Origin of the sequence: Sphingomonas floccifaciens (assembly GCF_042681125.1) — a bacterium.
Taxonomy (GTDB): Bacteria; Pseudomonadota; Alphaproteobacteria; order Sphingomonadales; family Sphingomonadaceae; genus Sphingomonas; species Sphingomonas floccifaciens.
In genome coordinates, this window is the sequence record NZ_JBHUFC010000006.1 from 274900 (window position 1) to 286907 (window position 12008).

General features: G+C 67.7%; 13 protein-coding genes and 1 other RNA gene. 4 read left to right on the top strand and 10 right to left on the bottom strand.

Features of this window, described 5'->3' with window-relative positions; translation table 11 throughout:
• Positions 1 to 4: 4 nt before the first annotated feature.
• Together ACFSC3_RS14870 and ACFSC3_RS14875 are read right to left on the bottom strand one after the other, a co-directional pair.
• Entirely contained in the window at positions 5 to 328 is a 324-nt protein-coding gene (locus tag ACFSC3_RS14870) for a YbaB/EbfC family nucleoid-associated protein (protein WP_380941211.1), read from the bottom strand.
• Positions 325 to 1971, bottom strand: coding sequence for a DNA polymerase III subunit gamma/tau (locus ACFSC3_RS14875; protein WP_380941212.1), 1647 nt, complete (start codon positions 1969 to 1971; stop codon positions 325 to 327). The genes ACFSC3_RS14870 and ACFSC3_RS14875 overlap by 4 nt, the downstream gene beginning before the upstream one ends.
• 107 nt (positions 1972 to 2078) lie before the next feature.
• Here ACFSC3_RS14875 and ACFSC3_RS14880 point away from each other — a divergent pair, with 107 nt between their 5' ends.
• Positions 2079 to 2531 (top strand): nuclear transport factor 2 family protein, encoded by a 453-nt coding sequence (locus ACFSC3_RS14880; protein ID WP_380941213.1) that lies wholly within the window; start codon positions 2079 to 2081, stop codon positions 2529 to 2531.
• Positions 2532 to 2602: 71 nt separating this feature from the next.
• On the opposite strand, the gene ACFSC3_RS14885 is transcribed toward ACFSC3_RS14880, so the two are convergent.
• Complete coding sequence (locus ACFSC3_RS14885) at positions 2603 to 3010, bottom strand: hypothetical protein (RefSeq protein ID WP_380941214.1); 408 nt, start codon at positions 3008 to 3010, stop codon at positions 2603 to 2605.
• Between the two features lie 265 nt (positions 3011 to 3275).
• Between ACFSC3_RS14885 and ACFSC3_RS14890 the strand changes: the two genes are divergently transcribed.
• Entirely contained in the window at positions 3276 to 5267 is a 1992-nt protein-coding gene (locus ACFSC3_RS14890; protein ID WP_380941215.1) for a TonB-dependent receptor domain-containing protein, read from the top strand.
• A 103-nt stretch (positions 5268 to 5370) separates the two neighbouring features.
• Here ACFSC3_RS14890 and ffs read toward each other — a convergent pair.
• The 5 genes from ffs to ACFSC3_RS14915 all read right to left on the bottom strand — a co-directional run bounded on the left by ffs (position 5371) and on the right by ACFSC3_RS14915 (position 8511).
• Positions 5371 to 5464, bottom strand: an RNA gene (ffs, locus tag ACFSC3_RS14895) — signal recognition particle sRNA small type.
• 43 nt (positions 5465 to 5507) lie between these two features.
• Positions 5508 to 5807, bottom strand: a complete 300-nt coding sequence (locus ACFSC3_RS14900; protein WP_380941216.1) for a hypothetical protein — start codon at positions 5805 to 5807, stop codon at positions 5508 to 5510.
• 99 nt (positions 5808 to 5906) lie between these two features.
• Complete coding sequence (locus ACFSC3_RS14905; protein ID WP_380941217.1) at positions 5907 to 6239, bottom strand: 2Fe-2S iron-sulfur cluster-binding protein; 333 nt, start codon at positions 6237 to 6239, stop codon at positions 5907 to 5909.
• On the bottom strand, positions 6236 to 7414 hold the full coding sequence (locus ACFSC3_RS14910) for a cysteine desulfurase family protein (protein ID WP_380941218.1): 1179 nt from the start codon (positions 7412 to 7414) through the stop codon (positions 6236 to 6238). The genes ACFSC3_RS14905 and ACFSC3_RS14910 overlap by 4 nt, the downstream gene beginning before the upstream one ends.
• On the bottom strand, positions 7411 to 8511 hold the full coding sequence (locus ACFSC3_RS14915) for a cysteine desulfurase family protein (RefSeq protein ID WP_380941219.1): 1101 nt from the start codon (positions 8509 to 8511) through the stop codon (positions 7411 to 7413). Before ACFSC3_RS14915 ends, ACFSC3_RS14910 begins: the two co-directional genes overlap by 4 nt.
• A 116-nt stretch (positions 8512 to 8627) precedes the next feature.
• Here ACFSC3_RS14915 and ACFSC3_RS14920 point away from each other — a divergent pair, with 116 nt between their 5' ends.
• Positions 8628 to 9284, top strand: a complete 657-nt coding sequence (locus tag ACFSC3_RS14920; RefSeq protein WP_380941220.1) for an alpha/beta hydrolase — start codon at positions 8628 to 8630, stop codon at positions 9282 to 9284.
• Positions 9285 to 9542: 258 nt separating this feature from the next.
• On the opposite strand, the gene ACFSC3_RS14925 is transcribed toward ACFSC3_RS14920, so the two are convergent.
• Positions 9543 to 9743 (bottom strand): hypothetical protein, encoded by a 201-nt coding sequence (locus tag ACFSC3_RS14925; RefSeq protein ID WP_380941221.1) that lies wholly within the window; start codon positions 9741 to 9743, stop codon positions 9543 to 9545.
• Between the two features lie 117 nt (positions 9744 to 9860).
• Between ACFSC3_RS14925 and ACFSC3_RS14930 the strand changes: the two genes are divergently transcribed.
• Positions 9861 to 10673 (top strand): ferredoxin--NADP reductase, encoded by an 813-nt coding sequence (locus ACFSC3_RS14930; protein ID WP_380941222.1) that lies wholly within the window; start codon positions 9861 to 9863, stop codon positions 10671 to 10673.
• Between the two features lie 207 nt (positions 10674 to 10880).
• Here the strand turns inward: ACFSC3_RS14930 and ACFSC3_RS14935 are convergent, their stop codons facing one another.
• Positions 10881 to 11849 (bottom strand): threonine ammonia-lyase, encoded by a 969-nt coding sequence (locus tag ACFSC3_RS14935; protein WP_380941223.1) that lies wholly within the window; start codon positions 11847 to 11849, stop codon positions 10881 to 10883.
• Between the last annotated feature and the right edge of the window lie 159 nt (positions 11850 to 12008).

The window sequence follows — 12008 nt, forward strand, 5'->3', positions numbered from 1 at the left end:
CGTCTCAGAACGGGAGCTTGAACCCCGGCGGCAACGGCAAGCCGCTGGTCAGCTTGCCCATTTCGGTCGAGGACGCGGCATCCGCCTTGGTCCGCGCATCGTTGAACGCGGCGGCGACCAGGTCTTCCAGCATCTGCTTCTCGCTAGGCGCCAGCAGCGAGTCGTCGATGTCGACGCTCATAATCCGGCCCTTGGCCGACGCCTTGACCTTGACCAGGCCGCCGCCCGACACGCCCTCGACCTCGATTGTGTCGAGATTCGCCTGCGCCTTTTGCAGTTCGTCCTGGACGTTCTGCGCCATCACCATGATGTCTTCGATACTCTTCACGCCTGAAAGCCTCCGGCCAGTTTATAGTCCTTAAGTTCCGCGCCGGGGAACGCCGCCAGCGCCGCGGCGACCATCGGAGTCGCCAGCACCGCCGCGCGCGTCGCCTCTTCGGCCGCCGCACTCTGTTCTGCCAAGGTGGGGTCGCCGGCGGTCGGCGACAACGTCACCTTCCACGTCTTGCCCGTCAGCACGCGCAATTCGGCGGCCAGCTCCTTCGGCAGGTCGGCGGGCAGCGGGGTGAGGTTGCTGAGGATGATCTCCGGAAAGGCGAAGCTCACCACGCGCAGCCGGTGCCAGACATCGACCGCGAGGCGCATCCGGTCGGACGCGTCGAGCAGGGTATGGACGTCGCGCAGCGTCGCCGGCAGCACCGCCTCGGCAGTCGGAGCCGACGCCGCCGGAGCCGCCGGAGCCGCGCCCTGCCCCGTCGCCGGTGCGGGCACGCCGCCGCTTGCGATCTGTCGCGCCAGCTCCCCCGGATCGGGCAGGCTGGAGGCATGGATGACGCGCAGGAGCGCCATTTCCGCCGTCTCGATCGGCAGCGCAGCGCGCGCCACTTCGTCATGTCCCTTCAACAGCAGCTGCCACAGACGGTGGAGCGCGGGGAAGCTGAGCGCGGTCGCCCAGTCGGTCAGCGCGGCGCGTTCCTCCGCCGCCTGGCCGGTCCCGGCCATGTCCGCGCCGATCTTGACGAGCGTCGCGCCGTGGACCGTCTCCAGCAGCGTTTTCAGCACCGCAGTCGGATCGACACCCAGGTCATATTGCTGGCGCAGATTGGCAAGCGCGCCGGCCGCATCTCCCTCCAGCAGCTTGCCGAACAAGGTGCGGATTGCGCCGCGGTCGCTGAGGCCCAGCATGTCGCGCACGGCATCCGCTGTCACCGCCCCGCCCTCGATGCCCGCATGGGCGATCGCCTGGTCGAGGATCGAGAGGCCATCGCGCGCTGATCCTTCCGCGGCGCGGGCGACCAGCGCCAGCGCATCGGGTTCGGCCTCGACACCCTCGGCTCGCGAGACTTCGGCGAAGTGACCGGCGAGCAGATCGGCCGGGATGCGCTTCAGGTCGAAGCGCTGGCAGCGCGAGAGGACCGTCACCGGCACCTTGTTCACCTCCGTCGTGGCGAACAGGAATTTCACATGGCCGGGCGGCTCCTCCAGCGTCTTGAGCAGGCCGTTGAACGCGGCCTTCGACAGCATGTGGACTTCGTCGATGATGTAGATCTTGTAGCGCGCCGAGACGGCGGCATAGCGCGACGCCTCGATGATCTCGCGGATGTCGTCGATGCCGGTGTGGCTGGCGGCGTCCATTTCGATCACGTCGATATGACGCCCCTCGGCGATCGCCCGGCACGGCTCGCACACCCCGCACGGATCGATCGTGGGCCCGCCCTGCCCGTCCGGGCCGATGCAGTTCAGCGCCTTGGCGATCAGCCGCGCGGTCGACGTCTTGCCGACCCCGCGGACGCCGGTCAGCAGGAACGCGTGCGCCAGCCGGTCGCGTTTGATGGCGTTGGCGAGCGTCGTGACCATGGCGTCCTGGCCGATCAGCTCACGGAAGGTCTGCGGCCGATATTTGCGGGCGAGGACGCGATACGCAGCGCCCTTGGGCTGCGGGGGTTCGCCGAGGTCTAGAGAGTCGGACATTGCGGTCTTCTCTAGGGGGTCTGGCGAGCGTTGTCGAAGGCTTCGCGACGTTGCGCGTGCAACCCGTGCGCCGCATAGTGCCGCTGGCTTCGACACGGAGACGACCCATGCGCAAGACGATCGGACTGGCCGCCATCCTGTTCGCGACGGCACTGCCCGCGACCGCGCAACTCGCGCCCGGCGTGCGGATGCCGCCGGAGATCGGCGCCAGCTACGGCCGGCTGGGCAAGGCGATGATGGCGCATGACGCGGCGGGCGTCCGGTCGGTGTGGGCGGAGGATTTCGTCGTCAATTCGCCGGACAACCGCGTCCTGACCCGCGAAGAGGTGATTGCGGTGATGGAGCACGACTTCCTCGACTATAAGGATTTCCGCAAGCACATCACCTTCGTCGGCGAGAAGCCCGAAGTGACCGTCGTCATGGGATACGACACGATGGTGCCGCTGAAGGGACCGGGCGCCGGCAAGCAGGTAATGCGCCCCTTCACCGACGTGTGGGCGAAGCGCAGCGACGGCTGGCGCCTGATCGCGCGACAGGCGACGATCGCGGCAGCCGAATAGCCCGGGCGGTCCGGGCAAAAGTTGCGATACCGCGCTCCATTCGTCAGCCTTCGTCACTTTCGTCACCTTTGTCACTTTTGCACCCAACGCGGCGGAATCGGCGGCTCGCGCAGCGCGGCGAGTCCCGCGGCATTGTCGTGGAAATGCCGCGTGCCGACGAATTCCCCGCGATACCGGCGCGGCACCAGCACACCGACCGTCGCCCGCTCGAACAGCGCATCGAACCGCCGAGCCCGCGCATCCGACAGCGCCGCGTCCCAGGCGGCGGCAAAGCTCTCTGCGCCGTCGCGAGTGCGCAGGCGATAGGCACTGGTGCGGGTCGAGCCCACCGCTCGGGCGGCGCCGTTGACGCTGCCGAGTTCGGCCAGCGCCGCGATGAAACGGCGCTGACGCTCCGGCGACCAGCCGTCGTGGCGCGCGCGGGCGATCGGCACGGACGTGAAGGGAAAAGGATCGGCGGGGGCACGGGGCGCGGTCATCCGAAAGGATGGAGCAGATTTGGGCTATGTAGGAAAGTTCTATTTTTGTTCCACTTCGGCGGAGGCGTAATCCTGCCGTCGGCTCGCGCTTCCTGCGGTCACGGGCATGAGTGTGAGTAACGGGAAACGGAAGCGGCTGCCTGACCTGCCTCATGCTCCGCTCGCCAACAGAAAGATCAAACCTACGTTTTTAATTGCGATCAATATTCAATAGCATTATCGGACCCGCGGGTTTTGGGAGAGGCCGTTTCCAAAGGAGGAAATCATGTCGCCGATCCCCCGCCCGTGCCTGTCGGCGCGGTCGTATCTTGCCGCCCTTTTGACATCGACCTTGCTGTTTTCTGCGCCCGCGCTGGCGCAGAGCACCGCACCGGCCCAGTCCGAGACACAGGGCGGCGAGGATATCGTCGTCACCGCGACCGGATATCAGCAGCGGCAGGAGGACGCACCGGCGTCGATCACCGTCATCGACGGTGGTGACCTGCGCCGCCGCTCGATCCAGAATCTGGCCGATGCGGTCCGCGATGTCGAAGGGGTGGTCGTGAACGGCGGCGCCAACGAAACCGACATTCAGCTGCGCGGCATGCCTGGCGACTATACGCTGATCCTGGTCGACGGCCGGCGCCAGAGCGCGCGCGAGTCGCGGGTGAACGGCAACCGCGGTTACGAACAGAGCTTCACGCCCCCCGCCGCCGCGATCGAACGGATCGAAGTGGTGCGGGGACCGATGTCGTCGCTCTACGGGTCGGACGCGATCGGCGGGGTCATCAACATCATCACCCGCCGCCCGACTCCCGTGTGGAGCGGCACGCTGTCCTACGACTACTCGCTGCGGCTGAACGACGATCAGGGCAACGCCGGCAACGCCCAGGCCTTCGTCAGCGGCCCGGTCGTCGCCGATATTCTGGGCGTGCAGGCGTGGGGCAGCTTCCTGCACCGCGCGGCCGACGACGATGTGATCGTCACCAACGGCTTTGCCCGCGCGCGGAACCGCACGGTCACCGGACGGGCGGTGCTGACGCCCGCTACCGGGCATGAGGTCATCCTGGAGGGCGGGCTGTCGCGCCTGCGCAACGGCCGAGGCGTCAGCCCGAACTGGGCGACGCGCCAGCAGGATAACGACCGCGACTATTGGTCGGCGATGCACAACGGCCGCTGGGGCAAGCTGACGTCAGTCCTGTCCTATCTGGACGAGAAGACCAGCCGCGAGGGGCTGGCCACGCCCGATCAGACGGACGTCTTCGGCCGCCGCCCCGAAGTGCGCAACCGCGTGTTCGACGGGAAGCTGGTGCTGGCCACCGCCCGCAATACGACGACCGTCGGGGTCCAATGGTTGAAGACCGGCCTGCGCGACTGGAACCAGGCGAACCGCGGAACGCCGCGCGAGCGCGCCTATGAACGCTATTCCGTCGTTCAGCAGGCGGTGTTCGCCGAAACCGAATGGCGTGTCCTGCCGCGTTTGACGCTGACCGGCGGCGTGCGGCTCGACGACCACGAGAAATACGGACAGCATGTCAATCCGCGGGGCTATGCCGTGTGGCGGGTGACCGACCGGTGGACGCTGAAGGGCGGTGTCGCGCGTGGCTTCAAGGCGCCCGAGCTGCGCGCGGTCATCCCCGATTATGCGGTGATCCGGCGCAACCGCTTCATCCAATTCGGCAATCCGGACCTGAAGCCGGAAACCAGCGTCAACTACGAAGCCAGCGCGATGTGGTCCGATCGCGCCGGCAGCGGCGTGTCGGCGACGGTCTTCTACAACGACTTCCGCGACCAGCTGTCGACCGTGACGACCACCCGCCGCTGGGAGGGGTTGCAGGTCATGGACCGCGTCAACATCAACCGCGCTGCGATCCTGGGCGTGGAGCTGAGCGGCCGGTGGCGAATCGACCCGGCGCTTTCGGTCCGCGGCAACGTGACCTATCTCGATTCCGAGCAGAAGAGCGGCCCCAATGCCGGCGCCCCGCTGGCGCTGACGCCGACATGGAAGGGCAATCTGCGCGGCGACTGGGACATCGACCCGGCGACACGGCTCTGGACGTCGATCAACTATTATGGTCGCGAATATGAAGCGACGATCACCGGCAGCCCCGCTCCGGCCTATGTCACCGCCGACCTGCTGGCATCGCACCGGCTGACGCGGCAGCTGACGGTCAATGGGGGGATCTACAACCTCGGCGACAAGCGACTCGATGATGCGACCTATGGCACGGTCAATTACGGGCGGACCGTGTGGCTGGGCCTGTCGGCGAGCTTTTGATGGGTGGTCGCGCCGCGGCTAAGCCGCGGCGTCGGTCGGGCCGCTGGCCCGCCGGCCGCGCTTGCTTGCGTGGAGCGGCGCAGCCGCTCTCTCGCAGGCTGCGCGGTGGGAGCCGGGACGACCCGGGGCGAAATCGTTGTGGCTGCTTCCTTCCGGACCTGACCAAGTTGGCGACGACCCCGTCCGCCCGACTCCCGTGCGCCAGATAGGGGAGCCGGGCGGCGCGATCAAGTCACCTGATCAGCGGAAGCAGCGGCGCTCCGGTCCGCGCCAGCCGTCGACCCAGACGCAGCGCACGCGATTGCCGCGCCAGCCGCGATCATAGCCCCGGTTCCACCCACCGCGATCCCAGCCGCGGTCGCCGCGCCAACCGCGGTTCCAGTTGCGGCGATCGTGGCGGCGGCCGCGATCCCAACCCCGATCATATCCTCGATCCCATCCGCGGCCATCGTTCCAGCCATAGCGCTGAGCCTGCGCCGGGGTGGGCGTGAGCGCGGTGGCGGCGATGAGGCCGGCGGCGGCCAATGCGATCATCTTCATGATCCAACTCCTCTTTTTACACGCCCGATACGCGGGCTACTGACGAGGAGAATGGTTAGCTGGCCATGCACGTTCCATGAATGAGACGTTATCTCCCGTTCATCGACCGCGCATATCCCGTGCCTCTGCCGGCAGGCGGACGGTGATGCCGTCGATGTCTGGCGTCAGGTCGATCTGGCAGGCCAAGCGGCTGGTCCGCGTCGCGCCGGCGGCGAGGTCGAGCATGTCCTCCTCCTCCTCGCTGGCGGGCGGCAGGCGGTCGAAATCCTCCGGCGCGACGATGACGTGGCAGGTGGAGCAGGCCATCTGGCCTTCGCACGTGCCCTCCAGCGGCTGGCCGGCGGCCTGCGCGACGCGGAGCAGCGTGTCGCCGGGTTCGCCGGCCAGGTCCGATGTGCGCCCGTCGACGCCGATGACATGAACCCGGATCATGCCGCGCGCCGCTGATGGCTGGCGGCGGCGGCGATGCGGGTCATGGCGTCGTCCAGTTCCTCAAGCGTGGTATAGCGGCCGAAACCGATGCGGAGACTCTCGCGCGCCTGTGCATCGCTCAGGCCGATCGCGCGCAGGACATGGCTGGGGCGACCCGACCCGCTGGCGCAGGCCGAGCCGGCGGAGAAGGCGATGTCGCGCAGGTCGCTCATCAGCCTCGCTACGTCGAGGCCGGGGAGGCGGATGTTGAGGTTGCCGCGGTAGCGGTGGTCGAGCGAGCCGTTGAGCATCCATCCTCCCCTCCCTGAAATGGGAGGTGTTGGGGGTGGGTTGCCCTCCACGCGCGTCTTGGTCTGGGGAGAGTCACCCACCCTCGGCCCCTCCCTTTCAGGGAGGGGGGTGAAGAAGGCACAAGCCCGGTCGAACAGCGCCGCCACATGCGCCGCATCTTCGGCCTGCCGCACCTTGGCCACCGCCGCCGCCGCGCCGAAGCCGGCACAGAGTGCCGGACTGAGCGTGCCGGAACGTCCGCCGGCCTCCTGCCCGCCGCCGTGAAGCAGAGGCGCCAGCGTCACGCCGTCGCGGACCCACAATGCGCCGACGCCCTTCGGCCCGTGGATCTTGTGGGCGGAGACGGCGACCAGGTCACAGGCATCGGGCACGTCGAGGCGACCATAGCCCTGCACCGCGTCGCACAGGAACAGCGCCCCCACCGCATGGGCGATCTCGGCGAGTTCGGCGATCGGCTGGATCGTGCCGATCTCGTTGTTGACGAGCATCGCCGCGACCAGCGCGGTGCCGGGGCGGATCGCCTCGCGGGCGGCGGCCAGGTCGATGCGGCCGTCCGCGCCGACCGGCAGGACCGTACAATCGCGACGCGCATCCGCCGTCTCCAACACCGCGGCATGTTCGGTGGCGAGGGTGACGACCGGGCCGGCGACGCCCTTGATCGCCCAGTTGAGCGCCTCGGTCGCGCCACTGGTGAAGCTGACGCGGCCGTTCGGGGGCAGCAGCGCGGCGACCTGATCCCGCGCCACCTCGACCGCGGCCTTCGCGCGGCGGCCGGCGGCGTGGGGAGAATGCGGGTTGGCGAAACCGTCGCGCAGCCACGGTAGCATCTCGTCCAGCGCTTCCGGCGCCAGCGGGGTCGTCGCCTGATAGTCGAGGTAGATCACAGCAGCTCTTCGGCTGCCTCGCCGCGGAAGCGCAGGTCGCGGGCGACTTCGGCCCAGGCGCTGATGAAGCGTTCGACGTCGGCCGGAGTCGTGCCGCGGGCGAAGCTGACGCGCACCACCTCGCCCGCCGCCGCCCCTTCCCAGCCCATATGGGCGAGGACGTGGCTGGGGCGCATCGTGCCGGACGAACAGGCCGATCCGGCCGATACGGCGATGCCGGCCAGATCGAAGCGGATCAGCTGCGCCGCCGCGGACAGGCCGGGCATGCGATAGGAGGCGATGTGCGGCGCGCGGAGCGAATGACCGGCGACGATCTCCCCGCCCAGCGACTCGATCGCCGAATCGAGCCGTGCGCGCAGCGTCGCCATCGCGGCCAGGTCTTCCTCGACGGCGGTGGCGGCAGCGAAGCCGAGCGCGGCGGGGACGTTTTCCGTGCCGCCGCGATAGCCCCGCTCCTGCCCGCCGGTCGGGAGCAGCAAGGCCAGATCGCGCACCAGCAGCCCGCCGATCCCGGCGGGACCGCCACGTTTGTGCCCCGAAATGGCGATCAGGTCGGCGACCTCCTGCGGCGGGTGGTCGTTCCACGCAGACGGCATCTGCGCGGCATCGACGAACAGCTTGCCGCCGGCGGCGTGGACGATCTCGGCGATCTCGGCGATCGGCTGGATCACGCCGGTCTCGCTATTGGCCCATTGTATCGCGACGAGCGCTGGCGCGGGAGCGACGGCGAGCTCGTGGCCGAGCACCTCCAGATCGATGACGCCGTCCGGCCGAACCGGGATGCGGACCGCCTCGGGCGCGGCGCGCAACACGGCTTCATGCTCGGTCGCGCCGATCAGCACAGAGGCGACCTGCGCGCGGGTCAGCGCCATCGCGATCGCCTCGGTCGCGCCGCTGGTCAGGATCAGCTCGCCCGGCCAACGATAGGCGGCCTTCAGCACGTTGCGTGCGCTCTCCAGCATCGCGCGGGCCGCCCGCCCCTCCGCATGCGGGGACGACGGGTTGGCCCAGCCGGCCAGCCCGCGCACCACAGCCTCGGCGGCCTGGGGAAGCATCGGCGTGGTCGCCGCATGATCAAGATAGAGACGGTTGGCCACGAGGCTCCTTGGGTAGAGTCGAGTTTCGTTGCGCCCGCGTACGGCCTTCTTATATAGCGCGCGCTTTCCGAGGCGCCATTTCAACGCGTCAGCATCCTTCGCAGGTTCCGATCATCATGCCAGAAGTCATTTTCCCCGGTCCCGAAGGTCGTCTGGAAGGCCGCTTCGCCCCTGCCCCCAAGCCGCGCGCACCGGTCGCGATGATCCTGCACCCGCACCCGATGTCGGGCGGCACGATGAACAACCGCATCGTGCAGGAACTCTACAAGACGTTCCAGCGTCGCGGCTTCGCGACGCTGCGCTTCAATTTCCGCGGCGTCGGCAAGAGCCAAGGCGTGTTCGACAATGGCGTCGGCGAACTGTCGGACGCGGCGAGCGCGCTCGACTGGGTGCAGAGCTTCCACCCGGAAGCGTCGACCACCTGGGTCGCCGGCTTCGGCTTTGGCGCTTGGATCGGCATGCAGCTGCTGATGCGCCGCCCGGAAATCCGCGGCTTCATCTCGGTTGCGCCGCCTGCGAACATGTTCGACTTCACCTTCCTGGCGCCCTGCCCGTCCTCGGGCATCATCATCCAGGGCGAGTCGGACGAGGTCGTGACCCCGATCGCGGTGCAGAAGCTGGTCGACAAGCTGCGCACCCAGAAGCACATCACCATCCACCACGACACCATCCCCGGCGCGAACCATTTCTTCGAGCATGAGATGGATCAGCTGATGGGCAGCGTGGACCGGTATCTGGATATGCGGCTCGATCCAAATTCGCCTATCAAATAGGCGAATTTGGAGCCCGCCGCGGATTAGCGACACGCTAATCCGCGGCGGCGGCGAGCCCGGCCGGCGGTGCATCGCACCGACCGACGGCATCGGCTTTGCCGATGCCCGCGCGTGCCTCCGAGTAGAAGAAGAAGAGCGGCACTTCGACAAGCTCAGTGCGAACGGAATGGGGGTAGCAAGCTCACCTTGCCCCGGACGAACCCATTCTGCCTTCGCAAACGGTGCACGAGCGGCCAAATGCGCCGCTCCCCGCCCCCGTTACAGCGTCCAGATGAGCACATTCCCCACCAGCACCGCCGCGCAGACGAGCATCAGCACGCCCTTGGTCCGATTCTCGGCCCCCGCGCGCAAGAGGCGGATGCCGCCGAAGACGAGCGCGAAGACGGCGAGCATCGTGATGGTGGGGGCGAGTTTGGCGAGGGCGTCCATACGCCCGTCCATCGCATCCTTGCGATTCACTCGCAACACTCGACCGCCGGCCGCCTTGTCTGCTATGGGCGCCGCGCATTCCGACAATCCAACCATCTATCGCGGAGGGAACAACCAACCCGCGACGCATGAAGGACATAGTTTCTGATGAGCGATTCGATCGCTGCCCCGACCGTGCTTGAACCGACCGCCGCGCTGACCGTGGAAACGGTGACCAAGGTCCACCACTGGAACGAGCATCTGTTCAGCTTCGCGATCACGCGGCCGGCGAGCTTTCGCTTCCGCTCCGGCGAGTTCGTGATGATCGGCCTGCAGGGCGAGGGCAAGCCGCTGCTGCGCGCCTATTCGGTCGCGTCGCCGGCGTGGGACGAGGAACTGGACTTCCTGTCGATCAAGGTCGCCGACGGCCCGCTGACGTCGCGCCTGCAACAGGTTCAGGTCGGCGACCAGATCTATCTCGGCCGTAAGCCGACCGGCACGCTGGTCACCGATGCGCTGACGCCGGGCAAGCGACTGTTCCTGCTGGCGACGGGCACGGGTCTCGCGCCGTTCCTCAGCCTGATCCGCGATCCGGACGTATACGAGATGTTCGACCAGATCGTTGTCGTCCACTCGGTCCGCCGGGTGAGCGACCTGGCCTATCGCGACGTGCTGGAATCGAAGCTGACGGGCGATCCGCTGGTCGAGGATCAGGCGCGGGCGCAGCTACACTATGTGCCGACCGTCACGCGCGAGGATTTCCCGACGCAGAAGCGCATCGGGACGATGATCGAGGACGGGTCGCTGTTCGACGGCATTCCGGGCGACGCGAAGCTCGATCCGACGACCGACCGGGTGATGCTGTGCGGCAGCATGGCGATGATCCGCGATACCGCGGCGATGCTCGACGGGATGGGCTTTACCGAGGGGTCGAATGCCAAGCCGGGCGATTATGTGATCGAGCGGGCGTTTGTAGGGTAAGGTTTTGAAAAAGAAAGTTTGATTCACGCAAAGGCGCAAAGGCGCGAAGATTGGTTGCCTGTGGGGCGATCGCGGGGTCAGACTCGCGAAGCGAGACTTCAAAAGCTGGTCGGCTGCCAACGCAGCCAGGGGTGGCGAAGTAACCTACGCGCGCCACAGGCGACGTAATCTTAGCGCCTTTGCGCCTTTGCGTGAATCAAACCGTCTTCAATCCGACCGACCCAAAACAGCCGCATAGGCCTCCGGATCGACGTTCCCGCCGGACACCATCACCAGCATATTTTCTTGCGGCTCGACCTTGCCCGCGAGCAGCGCGGCGATGGCGACCGCGCCGCCGGGTTCGACCACCAGGCGCAGCTTAGCCGCCGCCCAGCGCTGCGCCGCGCGGATCTCGGCCTCCGTCACTGCCACGCCCGTAGCGCCGCGACGCGACAGAACGTCGAAAGTGAGTTGCGACACCCGCTTCGTCTGAAGCGAATCGCAGGAGGTGTAAGGCGCGTCATCGGGGACTTCCTCGATCCAGCCCGCCTCTAGACTGCGGCGCATATCGTCCCAGCCTTCCGGTTCGACGATCGTCAGCTGCGCGTCCGGCAGCGCGAGCGCGAGGCCCGCCGACAGCCCGCCGCCGCCGCAGGGCGTGACGACATGGTCGACCGTGCCCCAGCCGATCTCGTCGAACTGGTCCTCCGCCTCGATCCCCGCACTCCCCTGCCCCTCGATCACCCAGGCGTCGTCGAAGCTCGGCACCAGCACCGCGCCGCGCGCATGGGCGAGATGGGCGGCGATCTTTTCGCGGCTGTCGGTGAAGCGGTTGCACCCCACCACCTCAGCGCCGAGCGACAGCGTCGAGTCGCGCTTCACCTTGGGCGCATCGTCGGGCATCACGATGACGGCGGGCATTTCCAGCTCGCGGGCGGCCCAGGCGACACCCTGCGCGTGATTGCCCGAGGAAAAGGCGACGACGCCCCGCGCCCGTGCCTCTTCGTCCAGCGCGGTCAGCCGGTGCCAGGCACCGCGGATCTTGAACGCGCCGATCGGTTGCAGCGACTCGGCCTTAAACGCCAGTTCCACGCCGCGAATCCGGGCACGCAACAGCGGCGTCGGGGGCAGCAGATCGGCCATTTTGGCCGCGGCATCGCGCACGCCGGCGCGGGTGGGTTGTCGCACGATCGTCACGCCTCGTCCCTGCCGCAAATCGCGACGCAACGAAACACTTTACATGCTCGTTAGACGACCCTATTTGCCCGCCTCCGCTGCCCCATGGGACTTCCACCGCAAGGCAGTGTTCGTGAACTGAAAGTCCGGGGTTTACCCCTGGCATTGGAGGTCCCTTGA